Source organism: Candidatus Thiodiazotropha endoloripes (genome assembly GCF_001708965.1).
Taxonomy (GTDB): domain Bacteria; phylum Pseudomonadota; class Gammaproteobacteria; order Chromatiales; family Chromatiaceae; genus Thiodiazotropha; species Thiodiazotropha endoloripes.
Genome location: NZ_LVJW01000003.1, coordinates 1,988,720 through 2,006,504, shown reverse-complemented (window position 1 = coordinate 2,006,504; position 17,785 = coordinate 1,988,720). Strand labels below are relative to the sequence as shown.

Below are 17,785 nucleotides of genomic sequence, written 5' to 3'. Positions count from 1 at the left end.
TCATCATGCAACTGGGCGCGGAGAGACATCAGATTTGGGCGGAACGGTTACGCCGCTATCAGGATCGACTCGGAGATGACCGGGGTCTGGTGGTTGAGGGTCGATTGACGCGAATGGTTGGTCTGACCCTTGAGGCAATTGGTTGCCGTGCCGTGATCGGAGGCCAATGTGATGTGGTCAGCAGCAACGGTACGCATATTGAGTCCGAGGTGGTTGGATTTGGTGAAGACAGTCTCTACCTCATGCCCACAGGAGATATTCATGGCCTGGAGCAGGGGGCGAGAGTCATTCCGACCGGGCGTGTCTGCGAAGCTGTGGTTGGTGAGCACCTGCTAGGACGGGTCATCGATGGCGCCGGAAAACCGCTGGATAACCTGGGACCAATCCACAACGATGAACGTCGTCCACTGACCGGAACCAGTTTCAACCCCTTGGCCAGGACCCCGATCAGGGAGCCATTGGATGTCGGTGTGCGTGCGATCAACTCACTGCTGAGTGTCGGCCGGGGCCAGCGACTGGGTCTTTTTGCCGGCTCCGGTGTTGGTAAGAGTGTGCTGCTGGGTATGATGACACGCTATACCAATGCGGATGTCACCGTGGTGGGATTGATCGGTGAACGTGGTCGAGAGGTGAAGGAGTTTGTCGAGAATATCCTGGGAAAAGAGGGATTGAAGCGTGCCGTCGTGGTTGCTGTGCCGGCCGACAATCCACCGCTGCGAAGAATGCATGGCGCCATGCTCGCCACCAGTATTGCCGAGAGCTTCAGAGAACAGGGCAAACATGTATTGCTGCTGATGGACTCACTTACCCGCTATGCCCAGGCGCAGCGTGAGATTGCCCTGGCCATCCATGAACCGCCGGCCACCAAGGGTTATCCCCCTTCGGTTTTTGCCAAACTGCCGCAACTGGTGGAGCGGGCCGGTAATGGCGATAAGGGTGGCGGTTCAATTACCGCATTCTATACGGTCCTCACTGAAGGTGACGATCAAAATGATCCGATCGCCGATGCCGCCCGGGCAATTTTGGATGGACATATTGTACTCTCCCGACAATTGGCGGATGCCGGCCACTATCCTGCCATCGATATTGAAGCCTCAATCAGTCGTGCAATGAATGATATCACCAGCTATAGCCATCAGGATGCCGCACGCTCGTTTAAGCATCTATACTCTCTATATCAGCAGAACAGAGACTTGATCAGTGTTGGCGCTTATGAGCCAGGTAGTGATGAACAGATCGATATTGCGATTTCAGCGATGCCGGCGCTGAATGAGTTTTTACGCCAGGACATGCATACACCGGTGACTCTGGCGCAGAGTCTTGAAGATCTTGAAACCCTGTTTCCAGCTGAACTTGAGCCAGAAGCAGAGATGCCGGCAGGTTTGAATCTGCCGAATCCTGTGGAATAACAAACTGAGAATCGACTATGTCGCCTTCGAAACGACTCAAGCCAGTACAGAGATTCGCACACTCCAAGGAGCAGAATGCAGCGCGCACGATGGGAAAGGCGCGTAAGAATCTTGAGCAGGAGGAGGCGAAGCTAAAACAGCTGAAGCAATACCATCAAGAGTATCTGGAGCGCTTTGAGCTGATGGCGCGGGAAGGGATGACATCCACACAACTGCAGGAGTACCGAACCTTTCTTGCGAAGTTGGATGAGGCGATCAATCAGCAGCAACAGGTCGTTGCCGCCAGTATGGTCAATCACAATAGCCAGAAAACCAATTGGAAACAGAAACACAGTCGTACTCAGGCACTGAATAAAGTGCTCGATCGTTATCGTGAAGAAGAACAGAAAAGTGAAGATCGCAGAGAGCAGAAAGAGAGCGACGAGCATAATCAAAGAAATCGCTGACACGGCTCTTATAAAGGTCTTTTCTTCGAGCCAACTCTAGTGGCCCACTAGATTCGGTAGATGCTTGACGTCTTGCATAAACCTCAGTTTTTTTATCTTACATAGGCAGTTGAACACTGCAGTCTGAATAAATTACAAAGCTTAAACCTGCTATCACAAATCCAATCGGTACAGACATTTTGGTATGTTGCAGAGAATGTAACGCTTGGTCGTGCTCGTTGTTCAGTGGCAACGGCCAGATTTTTTCCTTACTCAATGTTGTTCCATTCCAAAGTTTGTAGAATCGAATGGATTCACATTTTCCCGCTCAACTACCATGGTAGTCGTACAGTTAGCTTTATTGAAATCAAGGACTGATAACTCTAACTTATGTATGATAAACAGCATGAGTGAAACGATGCCAGACGCTGAATTGCATCTACCCCCGGAAGTCGTTCAGGTGGGTCGCCAGCCTATTCTCGACAAAAACCTGAATGTCTATGGGTATGAGTTGCTCTATCGATCAATCTCTGACTCGCAGCAGGGTTTTGATGGTGATATGGCGACTGCCCGTACTGTGCTGAACAGTTTTCTGGAGTTTGGCCTGCATCGCCTGGTTGGCAAGCATCGTGTATTCATCAACATGACTCAGCGGTTTTTTACAGAGTTTACTTCACTGCCTGTTGACCCACATCAGATTGTGATCGAGGTTCTGGAGGACTTTGAGCTGACACCGGCGGTTGTTGACGGTATTCGAAAACTCCATCAATCTGGCTATACGATTGCATTGGACGACTATCGTTTCGAGGAACGCTGGATACCCTTGCTGCCTTATTGTTCATTGATCAAGGTCGAGATTCTGGGGCTCGATCTCGAGAAATATGTTGAGCCAATCAATGATCTGCTGAGTCGCGGTATCACACTGCTTGCTGAAAAAGTGGAAACCCGTGAGCAGTTCGAAACCGCAAAACGTCTCGGTTTTAACCTGTTTCAGGGCTATTTCTTTGCCAAGCCCCAAACACTCAGCACTACCCGAAATCCCGGTAACAGGAGTGTATTGCTCAGAACCATCGCTCAGATCAACGATCCCAATGCGGATATTGAGGATGTCGCCAAACTGATCGAGCTCGATCCCAATTTGAGTTTTAAACTGCTTCGGGTCATAAACTCTGCCGCTCAAGGGTTGACGCGCAAGATAACATCGATCCGGGAGGCGGTTGTTTTTATCGGTCTGAATCGTCTGCGGGCCTGGTCTACGCTGTTTGTCATGGCCAGTCTTGATGAGGCTTCTCCCGAATTGATTACCACCAGTCTGGTCAGGGCAGAGATGTGCAGAGCATTGGCCGATGAGTTTAACTCGGGCCATCCTGATAGCGGCTATACCATAGGCTTGCTATCCACCCTCGACGCGATGTTGAATCAACCGATGGAGCAACTGCTCAAAGAGATTCCACTGGCTGACCATATGATCGAAGCTCTGGGGCGACACACCGGCCCATTCGGTAATGAACTTCAATGCGCTATCGATCTCGAAAGATGCCACTGGATGAGTGAATCGACAAAGCTCCTTCCGGTAGAGCAGTTGAATACGATGTATGTCCACGCGCTTGAACGGGTTGAGGAGATCAGAGGGGTGTTTTCCACAGAGGATATTCAGGAACAATGAGATTGTAACCATCCGCAAGGGATGGGGTTGATTCTCATTTGTCAGGATTAACTACCGTTCCCTACCTGACGCCTAATCCTGTTCAATCAGTTGTTCAACCAGGCGCTATGGAATCACAACGCCGTGTATCGGCCCTGAAGGTGTATTGCATATGCAGTAAGCACCGACCTCACTGCGTTTGTTCATTGGACAGATGCCTGAGTAGATGGCGCATTTTCGACTGAGTTTCGGTTTATTGTCACTACCGGCGGTATAGGTTTTGTTCTGACCGGTTGGTTTTTGCTCAGTGGCTATCTCATCAGCCTGCAGTGTCGTGGCAAGTAAAACAGAACCTACCAAGAGGGTATAGATCAAAGCGATTCGTTTGGCAGACATGATTCACTCCGTGATTGCTGTGTATTGGTTGGTCAGTTATTGGTCCTCAAATCCAGGCGGACGTTTTCCGGAAAGCAGATAGGCGAAGGCAATCACCTCTGCAACGGCCCGATAGAGAGCCTGGGGTATCTCATCTCCAAGCGGTATCTGCGAGAGTAGGGCGGCAAGCTCCACATCTTCATGCAATGGTATGTTGTGCTCTTCCGCCAGAGCCAGGATTCTCTCAGCCAGTTCACCGCGGCCTTTCGCAGTCAGCCTTGGGGTATTCTCCCCATCGTATTTGAGTGCGACAGCAAGATCCGAGGTATCTAGGTCTTTTTTATTCATGCCTGCTCGTTGAGTAATGAGTGATCGCCGGGTATCTCCTCTTCGGTATGCGCAGCACCTTGGAAGGATTCCAACTTCTTTACCTCCAGGCCGGCGGTTTCAAAGCCGATGCGCAACCTGTCCAGATGGTTGCTTACCAGCTTCGATGTATCAGGGTTTTCCGACCAGATGGTGGTCGAGAGGCTCTCACCCACCAGGTGGAGTCTGATACGCATCGGACCAAGTGGTTGTATGTTCATATGCAGGATTAACTGCCATCCGGATTGGGTGGCAGCTCCCCGATGTCCATCCTGCGCAATTTTTAGGTGAAACAGGTCAAAACCGTTTTCATGTCGTATCGGCAGCTCGAACTGCCAGATCTGTCTGGCTGACTCGTCTGTCGGTGGCAGTGAACTGAGCTGGTTGGTTTGAATCCTGGCAATGGCGCCATCGAGATGTTTGAACAGATCGAGCAACAACTTCAGCGTGGGATTGGCCTCCAGGGTCTGGGCAGGCAATGGCGCCTGCGAAGTGGTTTGCAGGATTTGGTTGGCTAAGGTCAATGCTGGGGCAGGTGACGATGGGTTGGTTTGGCTGGTTGCAGCAGTCCCAGCCAAGGGAAGTTTTAGACCTGCAGCCTCAAATGATTGAGCCAGATAGGGTTTGATGATGCTGATCAGTCTGAGCAGATTGAGCTTCAGATCCTGATTGACCGGTAATTGCCGAATCAGTAGGGATTCAGTCTGGTTGCCGCTCAGTTGCAATGCTGTATTCAGTTCAGTTTTAAAGGTTGGTTTGTCGATCGAAAGGGCGCTTGTCAAAACCTGAGTGATCGCCTGTCTGACCGGTTCCGGTAGCGGTTTTGCCTGAGGTTCCGAGACCATTTGTGTGAGGGCTTTGAACAGTTGAGGCAGAGGCTGTTGTCGCGGTAGGTTGCTCTTCAGTGCCCAGGCAGTCAACTCTTTCTGGGTGGGTTGAGTGAGGACTCGCAATTCAGGTAACTTGCCGGCCTTTTCCACCTGAAGTAGCAGGGATTGTCCGGGTGTGACGCTCAAGGTTGTCTGGGCAGTCAACTGGGTTACGCCAATCTGTAATCTCATCGCCCCATTGAGGTTTTCGGACAGTGCTGTGCCTTTTAACAGCTGTCCGGGCTGAATTGCCTCAAGCAGTGATCTGGCACTGGTTGTGGTCGGCAGTGGCGGTAAAATTTTGGCGATCGAAAAGGGCATGGAAACTTCCAGTGGATGGATAATCAGAAGTATACTCAACTTAACAGTCCGGTGACCAAATAGTTCACTTTCAGGAATTCTGGCTTCGTTCCGCATTCAGGAGATGCTTGAAGGTCCTAAGACAGAGCCCGGTCAAATTTCCAGTCAGCGGTTTACTATGAACGAACAAAACAGCGAATCCCCGAAGGCCTGGTTCACCCGCCATGATGGCTTGATCTCAGGACCGGTCAGCGAGGCTCGTATCAGACAGCAGTTGCTCGAGGGGTTATTAAACCTGACGGATCAGATCAGCCTGGATCAGAAGGAGTGGCTGGAGATCGGTAAGGTTGCTGGCGTTGTTCCCCTGCAGATGCGTGCTGAATCGGGAGATAAAGCGGCCATTGCCAAGGTTGAGGCCAGAGCCAAGCAGCGCTCCAAAGAACGGGCGCGAGTGGGAAGGATTCCAGTCGTACCACTGGTGGTTTCTGTGGTGATTCTGGTTGGGGTGTTACTGCTCTCATTATTGATCGGTATGCCAGAGAAGATTGATACCCCCCAATGTGATCAACCCCCGGCACCTGGTGTCAATTGGCGGAACTGTCTGTTATTGGGTATCGATGTCGGTTCATCGAGTTTGGCTGGAGCCAATTTGAACAGCGCTGTATTGCGCCAGGGAAAGTTCAGTACTACCAACCTCTCGGCTGCGGATCTCAGTTATGCCGATTTGAGAAAGGCGGATCTGCGTTATGCACAAATGACAAATGCACTGCTGGTTGGCGCCAATCTACAGGGGGCCGACCTTCGTGATGCTGACCTAAGAGAGGGTGATCTACGCTTTGCAGACTTTACCGGTGCACGGATGCAAGGGGTGCTGTTGACGGGTTCCCGGCTCGATGATGCTATCTGGTCTGATGGCAGACAATGTGCTGAACAGTCATTGGGAGCCTGTCGATAGGTGGGGATAACAGCGGTAACCAGGTTAGGGCCTTAACCTGGTCCTGCCAATGGGCTTGATCTGCGAAAAACAAATAGACCCGACCTATTCTGCAAAGGACTCGCTCTCGTATCGCATCACTTCCAGGCTGTCAGACCAGTAGTTACTGGGGAGACCGGCCTTCAGTTTGAGTTGATCGACAAAATCCCGTGGATTGGGCAGCGACTCCCAGACCGATGGCAGAAAGGTGCCTCGCCGTCTTCCTTCGATCAGGATCAAGCCATCTTTGCCAGGCCTGATCTTGGCCAACAGATCGGCTTCGGAGTCGAATTCAATGGCAACCGAAGGGGTTAAAAGGGAGAGATGAATCGCCACCTGGTCTCTTTCCGAGGGGCTTAATGGCGGAAATCGAGGGTCACGAAAGGCCGCTGCATAGGCGTTTCCAGCCACATCGCATACCACCGGCTGCATGGCATCCAGGTGACCGATGCAACCACGCAGCTGATCAGCCAGTTTCAGGGTGACAAAACTGGCGCGGATGGCTCGCAGCGCTTCCGGGTAGTCCTGCGGATTCACTTCCAACGATTCATGAGTGCTGAGGCCGTAGTCGATTGAGCGGTTTGCAACATCCAGTAATCGGGCGCGATCCTGATCGGAAAGAGTGGTGAATTCGGAGGTCATGCAGGCCCCAATTTGCCGTTTATTTGAGATCAACTGAAGAGATGAAAATGCAGTCAGTCAGAACCTCTCCACTCTTAAAGAATAGCCTACCGGCAGCAGGTGTCCGGGTCCAATCAGAGCAAAGATTTTTTTACAGTTGACTGAACTCTCTGATTTCCCAATGAAAGCATGATGGTTGTATCACCCATCACCGGAGATTGCGCGAAAATCGGTTTGACTCGACAACTGACAGTTCTGGATAATCCGCTCCCTGGCACTCTCCGATGGAAATAATTTATGTGGTTTAAGAATCTCCGGATCTATCTGTTGCAACAACCTTTGAATCTCTCACAGGAAGCCATGGAGGAGGAGCTAAAAAGCAAGGCCTTCCAATCCTGTAGCAGTCAGGAGCTGATGAGTCTGGGGTGGGATACACCTCTTGGCAGGCAGTCGGAGTTGCTGGTTCATGAGATCGCTGGGTGTCAGATGATCTGTGCCCGCCAAGAAGAGAAGCTGTTACCGTCGACGGTCATCAATGAGATTGTGGAGGAAAAAATCTCAGAGATCGAACAGACCGAGGGGCGTAAGGTCGGACGCAAAGAGCGTACCGAGCTGCGTGAGGATACCTTCCAGCAGCTGTTACCCCAGGCCTTCAGTCGCCATACCCGGCAATATGCCATGATCGACAAACAGCAGGGATGGATCTTGGTGGATGCTTCCAGTGCCAACCGGGCAGAGGCTCTGATCACCCTGTTAAGGGATACCCTGGGCTCTCTGCCGGTGAAACCCCTGGAGAGTGCCACCGCACCAAGTTTTATCATGACGGAGTGGTTGAAACACCCGGGTCAGCACAAAAATTTCAGCCTGCTGGACAGCTGTGAGCTACAGGATCGTTCGGAAGAGGCGAGTGTGGTGCGCTGCAAGGGGCAGGACTTGACTGCGGATGAGATCCTGGCCCATCTGGAAGCGGGTAAGGATGTGGTCAAGCTGGCGGTTGAGTGGGACGAGCGGATCTCATGCCTGATCGAGTCAGACCTCTCAATCAAACGGTTACGGTTCTTGGATCTGATACAAGAGCAGGCTGCAGACAATCAGATTGAGACTGAGGCTGATGCATTTGACAGCCACTTCACCTTGATGTGTCTGGAGTTTCGGCGCTTTCTACCCAGTCTGATCGAACTCTTCGGCGGTGCCTCGGAATAGGTGGGCCAGATAAAATGGCTTGGTTTACAGTTGGGTATGTGTACCTGTCGTATTTTTTTGGACATTGTTCTCCAATAACCCGGTCTATATTATGGTTTATTGACTCAGGTCAATGTCCACTGGGATGAGAGCCTATAGTCTCTCCTAACGCTCACGGTTGGTCGTTTCCGTGTTAAGCGCTAGTCTGGCGGGGATCGGTGGCCCAACTGCCTCCAGGGCCATCCCCCGCCTGTTTTTTCCCCAGTGTATCCCCTCTTCAGGCTGTTTGCGATTGCCGCACGTCAACCCTTGCAACTCTCATTAACCCGCACCTTAATCGGTCAGGGTGATCAAGAATGTCCTGCACATAATCGAATCAGGTGACGGCTTGAGGGTGTGGTGTTTATTCAGTAATCGTAGTAGTCGAGAAACCAGCGGGCGAAGTTGGTGACACCGTCTTCCAGGCGTGTAGAGGGTTTATAGCCGGTATCCTCTATCAACTCTGCCACATCAGCGTAGGTTGCAATTACATCCCCATCCTGAAGTGGCAGCAGATTCAGCTCTGCCTTCTTACCCAGGCTCTCTTCGAGAAGCTCGATATAGCGCATCAGCTCCACCGGTTGGTTGTTACCGATGTTATAGAGGCGGTAGGGGGCGGTACTGCTGGCGGAATCGGGATGGTCGGAATCCCACTCCGGATTGGGCTCAGGGACCCGGTCCAACACCCTGATCACACCTTCGACAATGTCGTCGATATAGGTGAAATCCCGTTTGTGCTTACCATAATTGAAGACATCAATCGGCTCGCCCTGCATGATTTTGTGGGCAAACTTCAGCATCGCCATGTCCGGGCGGCTCCAGGGACCATAAACCGTGAAAAATCTCAATCCGGTCGTGGGCAGGCGATAGAGATGGCTGTAGGTGTGAGCCATCAGCTCATTGGCTTTTTTTGTTGCCGCATAGAGACTGACCGGGTGATCCACATTGTCATGCACGGAGAAGGGCATTGAGGTATTCGCCCCATAGACGGAGCTGCTCGATGCATAGACCAGGTGCTCAATGCCATGGTGACGGCAACCTTCCAGAATATGGCCGAAACCGACCAGATTGGAATCGACATAGGCGAGAGGGTTTTCGATTGAATAGCGAACCCCGGCCTGGGCGGCCAGATTGACAACCCTTTGGGGTTGATACTCGGCAAAAATCTTTGCAATCCCCGACCTGTCCTCAAGCTCCGTTCGAAGGTCGGTGAAATTGGGGTGGGCCTGGGTACGGGCCAGCCGCGCCTTTTTCAGATTCACATCGTAGTAGTCGTTCAGGCAATCGATGCTGATGACCTCATCGCCCCTTTCCAATAAACGCAGAGCCAGGGCGGATCCGATAAATCCGGCACCGCCGGTGATGAGTACACGCATGCTTTCAATTTCCTCCTTTGAATACAGATTCCTGAGTGTAAAGAGATAGAAATGATCTGTAGCTGATTGACAGCTATCAGATCAGTTGATTTTGATTCAGCTGGTTAAGTCATCAATGTACCAGGACATCGCTTCAGTCAGGCCTTGATCGATGTTGTGGCTGGGTTGATAGCCAAGCAGGTTTTTTGCCTTCTCGATATCGGCCAGGGAGTGACGAACGTCACCAGCCCTGAAGTCCCGGTATACCGGGGTAAGGTCACTCAGATAGGTGAATCTGTCAGCAAGAATGTCTCTGATTTTGGTGAACAGCTGATTGAGGCTGGTTCGGTCTCCTACCGCCACATTGTAAACCTGATTGGCCGCATCCGGATTGGTGGTTGTGGCTGCCAACAGATTGGCCTGAACCGCATTGTCGATATAACAGAAATCACGGCTTGTCTCACCATCCCCATTGATGAAGACGTCATCCCGGTCGATCATCGAAGCCACCCATTTTGGGATCACAGCCGCATAGGCTCCATTCGGATCCTGACGTTGGCCGAAGATATTGAAATATCTCAGTCCGATGGTGTTGAAATCATAGCAACGGGCAAATACCTGGGCATAATGTTCATTCACCAGCTTTGTGACGGCATAGGGTGAGAGCGGATTTCCGGTTTTATCCTCGACCTTCGGCAGACCCGGGTGATCCCCGTAGGTCGAACTCGAGGCCGCATAGACGAAACGCTTGACCTGCGCATCCCTACCGGCAACCAGCATATTCAAAAAGCCGCTGATGTTGCACTCATTGGTGGTTATCGGATCAGTGAGCGAGCGGGGTACTGAGCCCAAGGCAGCCTGATGGAGTACATAGTCGACACCGTTACAGGCGTCGTGGCAGGTCTGCAAATCTCGAATGTCACCCTCGATGAAACGAAAAGCGGACCACTGGTCAACGGAAACAGCGGCCTTAACCTTGTCAAAATTGTAAGCGTGGCCAGTTGCGAAATTATCCAGGCCGACAACTTTCTGATTCAGCTTCAGCAAGGTTTCCAGCAGGTTAGAGCCTATAAATCCGGCTACACCGGTAATCAGCCAGGTGGCGGGCTGACTTTTCAGACGCTCTTTCAGTGATTCATAGGTAGTCATAGTCTGGCATCAACTTCATCAACGGGGAGTACATTCTTAACATCGAACAGTACACCATTCTCTTTACACAACGCTCTGATCTTGTCCGCGCCCATCTGCTGGAATTCCTGATGTGCCACTGCCAGGATGACTGCATCATAAGTGCCGTCAGACAGACTATCGATGGGAAGTAATCCGTACTCTTCCTCTGCTTCCTCCGGATTGACCCAGGGGTCATAGACATCGACAGATGCTCCGTAGTCCTCAAATTCACTGACGATATCGACGACCCTGGTATTTCGCAGGTCAGGGCAGTTCTCCTTGAAGGTCAGGCCCAGCACCAGAACTCGGCTGTTATTGGTGGACATTCCCCGTTTCATCATCATCTTGACTACGCTGTGTACCACGTAGGCGCCCATACCGTCATTGAGACGACGACCGGCCAGGATGATCTCTGGCTGGTAGCCTATGGACTGGGCTTTGTGGGTAAGGTAGTAGGGGTCAACACCGATGCAGTGACCACCCACCAGTCCAGGTCTGAAGGGAAGGAAATTCCATTTGCTTCCAGCCGCTTCAAGCACTTCCAGAGTATCAATATTCAATTTGTTGAAAATCAGAGCCAACTCGTTAATCAGGGCGATATTGACATCTCTCTGGGTGTTTTCGATGACTTTTGCCGCCTCAGCCACTTTGATGCTACTTGCTTTATGGGTTCCGGCCGTGATGACTGTTTTGTAAAGTTCATCAACAAAATCAGCGACTTCCGGGGTAGAGCCTGAGGTTACCTTCTTGATGGTGGGTAGTCTGTGCTCTTTATCTCCGGGATTGATACGCTCAGGGCTGTAGCCGACAAAAAAGTCCTGGTTGAATTTCAAGCCGGACTCCTCTTCCATGATCGGTACGCAGACCTCTTCGGTCGCTCCGGGATAGACAGTCGATTCGAAGATGGCAATGTCACCAGATTTCATCACCTTGCCCAGCGCATGACTGGCGCCGATCAGTGGTGACAGATCCGGCTGTTTGTGCTCGTTGATTGGTGTCGGAACCGTAACAATAAAGACATTGCATGCTTTCAGGTCTTCAAGCTGGCTGGTGTAGCTGAGGTGGGGCACCTGCTGAAGCTCAGCTGGATCGACCTCCAAAGAGCTGTCCTTGCCCTGTTTCAGCTCCTCGACACGTGCTTCATTGATGTCCAAACCGATGGTGGGAAATTTTTTTCCGAACTCAACTGCCAGAGGCAGCCCAACGTAACCAAGACCCAGTACACCGATGTGCACTTTATCGAAATCGATCATGCTTCCAAATCCTTTCTGCCATGAGAGTATTAGTGTGTAATCAGAGCGCTACTTGAGAAAAATTGAGCAGAGTCTCAATATCTGCAAATAGGCTGGTGAATGATAACTTGGCAGGCCCTTGAAATCGAGGAATTTCTAATGATCAAGTAGCGATAATGAGGAACCCGGAAGGTGTACAATATACAGCCGATTTTGTCTTCAAGGATCAAAGCTTGTCAGGCTGCCAGAGCTTCTTGGTAGTGACGTTTGATTGATGAATTTTATTCCTGGATCGTATTAAGGGCAGAGGAAAAACTTGTTACCGACATCCGCTTCTGAAAATCATCCCAAGGTTGCGCTTGTAGCGTTACATGCCGGATACAGCCACAGCTCCCTCGCTCTCCAATCCATTGCGGCCTATGCGGATGCTCGAGGCTGTGGGCACCGGATGCAGTTGTTCGATGCCCTGGTCAATACCAATCACCAGGTGCTGATCGAGAGGCTGGTTGAATATGCACCGAGGATCATCGGCTTCTCCACCTATTTGTGGAACATCTCGGCCAGCATCCGTCTGAGCCGACTGCTTAAACAGTTATTGCCCGAGATGCAGGTGGTATTCGGCGGGCCAGAGGCTGGCGCCAGAGGGGTAGAACTGTTGACCCGGGTGTCTGAAATCGACTATGTGATCGAAGGGGAGGGGGAGGCCGCATTTACTGACCTGATGAACAGGGTTTTTCAAACGCAAGGGGATTTTGAGAGCGTTTCTGGTCTGGTATACCGGAAAGATGATCAGATTCAGCAGAATTCAGTTCAGCTGATGCCGGTATCGGAGATTCCACCGATTGTGTCAGAAGGGCGCTTCGACAGTGCTAAGCCTTTGGTTTACTGGGAAACTTCCAGAGGTTGCCCCTACCAGTGCAGCTTCTGTAGCAGTGCAACGGAGCGCTTGAGAGCCTTTCCTGTGGAAAGGGTAGAAGCCGACCTGCAAGTCCTTGAACAGCTATCCAATAAAACCGTCAAGCTACTGGATCGCAGCTTCCATCTTGGGGAAAAACGTACCTCGACACTGCTGCAGCGCTTTGCTGCAACCCCTGATGGATTGCGTTTCCATCTGGAACTCAACCCGGATCGGATCTCTGAACAGGCGATGAGCGTGTTTCGTGAAGCGCTCCCAGGAAAGTTTCAGTTTGAGATCGGATTACAGACCCTGAATGACCAGGTGCTGATCAACATCGATCGGCGGATGGATGTGGCAAAGTCACTGGAGAATATTCGCTGCTTGGTTGAGATGCGAAGACATCCAGTCCATCTTGACCTGATCGTGGGACTACCCGGAGAGACGGTTGAACTCTGTACCAGTTCCCTGGATCAGACTTTCAGGCTCTACCCGGATCATCTGCAACTCGGAATCCTGAAATTGCTCCCGGGAACCCCTTTACAGCAACAGGCTCATCAACTCGGGTATCGATGGGATACCGAGCCACCCTATGAGGTCTTGTCTAACCCTTCCATGGCATTCAAACAGATCGCTCAATTCAAACGCTATGCGGAATTACTGGAGCGCCTCTACAACAGTGGTTTGTTAAAAACCACTCTGACGGGTCTGGTGAGTCAATGCTTTTCCGGTAGTGTCAGCGACTGTTTTGATCGGTTGCTCGACGATTCAGGACAACAGATAGCCCGGGATAACCTGCAGCCAGACGCGTTGTTTGATCAGCTATGCAACTTCATGATTCCCTACCTCGAGGATACACCAGGTCTGCAGGAGTGGCTGCTATGGGATTACTGCCAATTCAGCCTGGTCAATGGAAAAACACCCCAGTGGATCGCAGATCGATTGACCCTGAGTGAGAAGGTTGTAGTGCAGGGCAGCCGAAGGCGATTACCTGTTATTACTCTGACCGATACGGGGGTGACCATGATCAATCAGTTAACTGGCAGTCGTTATGTGGCAGGTCGGTATGCACTCTGGCCGAGACAGCACAAAAAAGGCAAACCGGTGGAGATCTTCTCTCTCGCTTGAGTGAAATGGGTATCACTCTGCCGACCGCCATATGGGCTGGATCAAACCACTATTCCGCTTAAGGCTGTAACTCTGTTGCATCGATCAGACAGATGTTCTAGGGCTTGTTAACATTAAAGTTCTGTTTCTGCTTGGCGCATGAGTCGAACTCCTGGTTTTCGATAGAGCGTCTTCTCTCCCTGGAGGCGTTTGCAAGCTACTACTAAGTCAGGTGATAAACTTTTTCGTTTTGATTGATCCATAAACTTCGCCTCACTGTGTTTCAAGATATTACCGGTCTAACAGAAAAGGAGACGTTTTTTTGGAAATTGAACATCATATATTTGACTCGAGACAGACGGGGGATGCCTCCCAAATAATCAGTTATTTCGATATTAAAGACGTCAGTCAATGGGGTTCGTGTTAAACGCGCACTGAAATATCTTTGACGGATTGTCAATGAATCATATGCAGCGGAGAGGCTGCTAAGATCCTATTATTGTTGGGATGAAAAGACCATATTTACGGCATTTAATCAGGCAAGAGCTAATTGAACAATCACTATTTATTGTTACTTATTATTTAAAATATAATCGGCCTCCGTTAGAGCCAATGCAATCATAAAAATCAACTAAAATTGGTTTGAGTTTCTGTAGACCTGTATAGCCAATAATGTATGATTGGGCTTAGAGTTCTACTGTACATTTCATCAATATTTGAATGAAAGTACTGATCGGGTTATATCGGTTCTGTACAGGAAACTTATAATTATATGCTCCAAGGAGGTAGCTAATGCTGGTACTGACACGCCATTTGAATCAGTCACTGCAAGTAGGAGAAGCAGTAACACTTAGAATTCTGAATATCAATAATGGCAATGTAAGATTTGGGATCGATGCGCCATCCGATGTGTTGATTTTGCGAGAAGAGCTCGCTAACAGAATGAATACGACTACACTCAAACCCTCTGTTACAGATCGAAACAAGAATCAACCACAGGTTACATACAAACCAAGGCGTAAAAAGCTTGTTCTCGATCTCTGAATCCGCGCAAAAAAAATAAAACTCGGCACGGGTACAAAGGTGGATATAGACCAATCAGGAAAACCTACAACAGCTAAGTAATGGAAATAACAAAGGTCAGCTTTACCAAGCATAGAAGTTAAGTGACTCTTATATGGTTGTTGCCGGTGTAATTCTTTTGACTGACTTGTTCTAGGGCCTATTGGATTCCTGTTAACAGATCCTGGTAGGGTGAGTTGGTGTTATTGTTATTGTGTGGGTAATCGGGTGACTGGCTATCAATGAACAATGACTGGATCGTATAGAGTGTGCTATTCCTCACCCACTATTTCAGTATGACTGGCCCACTGCTGTCCTGTCCAGTATTCGAATGGGCGAAAGCGGGACTTATAGTTCATTTTATTACAGGCTTCAATCCAGAACCCCGGGTAGACCCACTCCAAGCCAAGCTCTTTCGTATGGTAGATCTGCCATATTAAAGCAAACACACCCAAACCCTCCCGGGTCAGTTGCGGATCATAAAAGGTATAGACTGATGATGTGCCATTTGGCAGCAGATCACTGACCGCCACTGCAGCCAAACGACCGGCATCACGGAACTCAATAAACTGCGTGTGAGCCCAGTCACAGGTGAGAAACTGGGTATATTGCCCGGGACTGTTACAGGCCATGGCGCCATCAGGATGTCTCTGCAGAAGATATCTCTTGTAGAGCTGGTAGTGCTCATCCGTGTAGTCGGAGCTTAAGATATTGACCTCATAACGATCACGATTCTTTGTCCAGTTTCTACGCTGACTTCGTGATGGCCGATAAGCCTCGACCGGTATTCGCAGTGAGACACAACTGGTGCAGCTTGGGCAGGCGGGCTGATAGAGATAACAGCCACTCCGTCTGAAACCTCTGTCGATCAACTGCTGGTAGAGTTCATCATTGACCTTTGCCATAGGATCGAGAAACAGGTTTCTGGCATCTCTGCCAGGCAGGTAGGAACACTCATGCAACTGACTCATATAGAGTGCGTAGGCATTCTCCTGTGCAAAACCCGGGTTATCTAACATGGTTGGATTGGCTCGATGTCTGCCCAGCTGCCTACCTGGGTCTCAAGGCGTGTCCAACTGTAGAGGTCCTGACAAAACTGCTGTCTCGGAATCTCCTCGGCTCCAAGGCTGGCCAGATGTCTGGTGTAGACTTGACAGTCGATCATTCTGAAATCCCATGCTTTCAACTGGCTGCTCAAATAGACCAGGGCAACCTTGGAGCTGTCATTGGCACGGCTGAACATGGATTCGCCGAAAAATACACGTCCTATCGCCATACCGTACAGTCCACCCACCAATTGGTTCTCCTTCCAGACCTCGACTGAGTGAGCCAGCCCCAGCTTATACTGTTCAGTGTAAGCATCGATCATCTCGGGTACCAGCCAGGTTCCAGGTGAGTCGTCACGGGGAGCTGCACAGGCTCGGATGACCTCATCGAATTGGTGATCAAAGGTGACACGATAGAGATTTTTCCTCAGGGTCTTACGTAGACTGCGACTGATTTTGATCTTTTCGGGGTAGAGCACGGTTCGAGGGTCGGGTGACCACCACAGAATGGGTTCACCCTCGGAAAACCAGGGAAAGATGCCCAGCTGATAGGCCTGGATAAGACGTTGAGGGGTGAGGTCTCCACCCACTGCCAACAACCCATCTGGCTCTTTTTCGGCCAGTGACACATCCGGGAACGGGGTGTTCGGGTTATCGTCGAGTAGAAAAATCATAGTCTGTTTATAGCCTGGATTTAATATAATCATAACAGCCACTTGTACAAACAATAAAAAATTCGCATTATTCACTGGTTGAGTATGTGGTTATCAGGAAATCGCTGAAATATTTTCCCGGCTCCAGACGTGTGATTGGGATGCTGATCTGGCATTTGCTGGGGAGTTGGAAGTGAAACTGATATCCGGTATCGGTTTACGCTAAGCTACAAGCACCTGTATACGATAGTTGCCACGTTACCTCGATCGCTTGAAAGGGTATTAATTTTGAATCAGATTGCGGAGTATTGTTTTGTCTGACGCCGTCAAACACCTGCAGATTGGTGATGTATTACAGTTACAGTTTGCACCTCCTGCTGAAAACCAGGATCGCTATTCCGCTACCCTGGTGGGATTTCTGCCAGGCCAAAGCCTGGTGATCACCACACCGCGTAAAACCGGTAATCCCATTATTGTCCGTGACGGTCAGAGTTTTACTGTACGGATGTTACAGGGCAGTAACATATTCGGATTTGTCGCCAGAGTGCTTAATGTCTCGTCAAAGCCCTATCCACACATCCATCTGGCCTATCCTGACGATGTTGAGAGTGCGGTGGTAAGAAACGCACCTCGTGTTCCCACTGAACTGCAGGCCATGGTTATCAAGCCGCAAGGCGCAAGCGGCACGGATCTGCAGAGAAATGTGATCATCACCGACCTGAGCAGTACCGGCGCCCGGGTTATCGATAGTGACAAACTTGGTGATGTGGGTTCGATTATTCAGATTACCCAGACATTGTCGGTGTGTGGTGGCAATGATGTCCTCAAGGTGTTGGCCACCATCAGGAATATCCGTGAGACACCTGCCCCGGATGGGTCTATGCGTTATCTACACGGTCTGGAGTTTCGTGGTCTCAATCGCTTTCAACAGTTACTGCTCTGCTCCTATGTGCATGGCAGTATCGCCCGAGAGCGTGGCTGAACAGCGGACGCTGAAGTGGCTTGACTAAACAAGCCCTAGTTGTCGGTTTTTCGTCGTCGGGTCAATAAAAAGACGAAAG

17 protein-coding genes are annotated in these 17,785 nt (G+C 50.4%); 8 read left to right on the top strand and 9 right to left on the bottom strand.

Translation table 11 applies throughout. The annotated features are described in order from the left end of the window. Positions 1–5 precede the first annotated feature (5 nt). From fliI to A3193_RS08975, 3 genes are all read left to right on the top strand, one after another. Positions 6–1,409 carry a flagellar protein export ATPase FliI gene (gene fliI, locus A3193_RS08985; protein ID WP_069006015.1) on the top strand — a complete coding sequence of 468 codons (1,404 nt, stop codon included), beginning with the start codon at positions 6–8 and terminating at the stop codon, positions 1,407–1,409. Between the two features lie 17 nt (positions 1,410–1,426). Beyond that, positions 1,427–1,855, top strand: coding sequence for a flagellar export protein FliJ (gene fliJ, locus A3193_RS08980; RefSeq protein ID WP_069006014.1), 429 nt, complete (start codon positions 1,427–1,429; stop codon positions 1,853–1,855). A gap of 385 nt (positions 1,856–2,240) precedes the next feature. After that, entirely contained in the window at positions 2,241–3,500 is a 1,260-nt protein-coding gene (locus tag A3193_RS08975) for an EAL and HDOD domain-containing protein (protein WP_235614935.1), read from the top strand. Between the two features lie 105 nt (positions 3,501–3,605). Here A3193_RS08975 and A3193_RS08970 read toward each other — a convergent pair whose 3' ends face one another. From A3193_RS08970 to fliK, 3 genes are read right to left on the bottom strand one after another with little or no spacing between them, the layout of a single operon-like run. Beyond that, entirely contained in the window at positions 3,606–3,875 is a 270-nt protein-coding gene (locus A3193_RS08970; RefSeq protein ID WP_069006012.1) for a hypothetical protein, read from the bottom strand. Between the two features lie 36 nt (positions 3,876–3,911). Beyond that, positions 3,912–4,202 carry an EscU/YscU/HrcU family type III secretion system export apparatus switch protein gene (locus A3193_RS08965; protein ID WP_069006011.1) on the bottom strand — a complete coding sequence of 97 codons (291 nt, stop codon included), beginning with the start codon at positions 4,200–4,202 and terminating at the stop codon, positions 3,912–3,914. Beyond that, positions 4,199–5,449, bottom strand: coding sequence for a flagellar hook-length control protein FliK (gene fliK / locus A3193_RS08960; RefSeq protein WP_162272494.1), 1,251 nt, complete (start codon positions 5,447–5,449; stop codon positions 4,199–4,201). The genes A3193_RS08965 and fliK overlap by 4 nt, the downstream gene beginning before the upstream one ends. 118 nt (positions 5,450–5,567) lie before the next feature. On the opposite strand from fliK, the gene A3193_RS08955 reads away from it, so the two are divergent. Further along, entirely contained in the window at positions 5,568–6,344 is a 777-nt protein-coding gene (locus tag A3193_RS08955; RefSeq protein WP_162272493.1) for a pentapeptide repeat-containing protein, read from the top strand. An 84-nt stretch (positions 6,345–6,428) separates the two neighbouring features. Here A3193_RS08955 and amrA read toward each other — a convergent pair whose 3' ends face one another. Then, positions 6,429–7,004, bottom strand: coding sequence for an AmmeMemoRadiSam system protein A (gene amrA / locus A3193_RS08950; RefSeq protein WP_069006008.1), 576 nt, complete (start codon positions 7,002–7,004; stop codon positions 6,429–6,431). Positions 7,005–7,280: 276 nt separating this feature from the next. Between amrA and rdgC the strand changes: the two genes are divergently transcribed. Further along, complete coding sequence (rdgC, locus tag A3193_RS08945) at positions 7,281–8,186, top strand: recombination-associated protein RdgC (RefSeq protein WP_069014559.1); 906 nt, start codon at positions 7,281–7,283, stop codon at positions 8,184–8,186. Positions 8,187–8,572: 386 nt separating this feature from the next. Here rdgC and A3193_RS08940 read toward each other — a convergent pair whose 3' ends face one another. The 3 genes from A3193_RS08940 to tviB form a co-directional block, all read right to left on the bottom strand. Beyond that, positions 8,573–9,580 (bottom strand): NAD-dependent epimerase, encoded by a 1,008-nt coding sequence (locus A3193_RS08940; protein ID WP_069006006.1) that lies wholly within the window; start codon positions 9,578–9,580, stop codon positions 8,573–8,575. Positions 9,581–9,676: 96 nt separating this feature from the next. Continuing rightward, positions 9,677–10,708 carry an NAD-dependent epimerase/dehydratase family protein gene (locus A3193_RS08935; protein WP_069014558.1) on the bottom strand — a complete coding sequence of 344 codons (1,032 nt, stop codon included), beginning with the start codon at positions 10,706–10,708 and terminating at the stop codon, positions 9,677–9,679. After that, positions 10,705–11,982, bottom strand: coding sequence for a Vi polysaccharide biosynthesis UDP-N-acetylglucosamine C-6 dehydrogenase TviB (gene tviB / locus A3193_RS08930; RefSeq protein ID WP_069006004.1), 1,278 nt, complete (start codon positions 11,980–11,982; stop codon positions 10,705–10,707). The genes A3193_RS08935 and tviB overlap by 4 nt, the downstream gene beginning before the upstream one ends. A gap of 295 nt (positions 11,983–12,277) precedes the next feature. On the opposite strand from tviB, the gene A3193_RS08925 reads away from it, so the two are divergent. Together A3193_RS08925 and A3193_RS21080 are read left to right on the top strand one after the other, a co-directional pair. Then, positions 12,278–13,984 carry a B12-binding domain-containing radical SAM protein gene (locus A3193_RS08925; RefSeq protein WP_069014557.1) on the top strand — a complete coding sequence of 569 codons (1,707 nt, stop codon included), beginning with the start codon at positions 12,278–12,280 and terminating at the stop codon, positions 13,982–13,984. A gap of 771 nt (positions 13,985–14,755) precedes the next feature. Beyond that, positions 14,756–15,007 (top strand): carbon storage regulator, encoded by a 252-nt coding sequence (locus A3193_RS21080; RefSeq protein WP_069006002.1) that lies wholly within the window; start codon positions 14,756–14,758, stop codon positions 15,005–15,007. A gap of 290 nt (positions 15,008–15,297) precedes the next feature. Here the strand turns inward: A3193_RS21080 and A3193_RS08915 are convergent, their stop codons facing one another. Together A3193_RS08915 and aat are read right to left on the bottom strand one after the other, a co-directional pair. Beyond that, a complete protein-coding gene (locus tag A3193_RS08915; protein WP_069014556.1) occupies positions 15,298–16,044 on the bottom strand; it encodes an arginyltransferase in 747 nt (248 codons plus the stop codon). Further along, positions 16,038–16,745 carry a leucyl/phenylalanyl-tRNA--protein transferase gene (gene aat, locus A3193_RS08910; protein WP_069006000.1) on the bottom strand — a complete coding sequence of 236 codons (708 nt, stop codon included), beginning with the start codon at positions 16,743–16,745 and terminating at the stop codon, positions 16,038–16,040. Before aat ends, A3193_RS08915 begins: the two co-directional genes overlap by 7 nt. Before the next feature lie 292 nt (positions 16,746–17,037). On the opposite strand from aat, the gene A3193_RS08905 reads away from it, so the two are divergent. Then, the gene (locus A3193_RS08905) at positions 17,038–17,706 is read left to right on the top strand and encodes a flagellar brake protein (RefSeq protein WP_069005999.1); all 669 of its coding nucleotides are present in this window, start codon (positions 17,038–17,040) and stop codon (positions 17,704–17,706) included. The last annotated feature ends 79 nt before the right edge of the window (positions 17,707–17,785 follow it).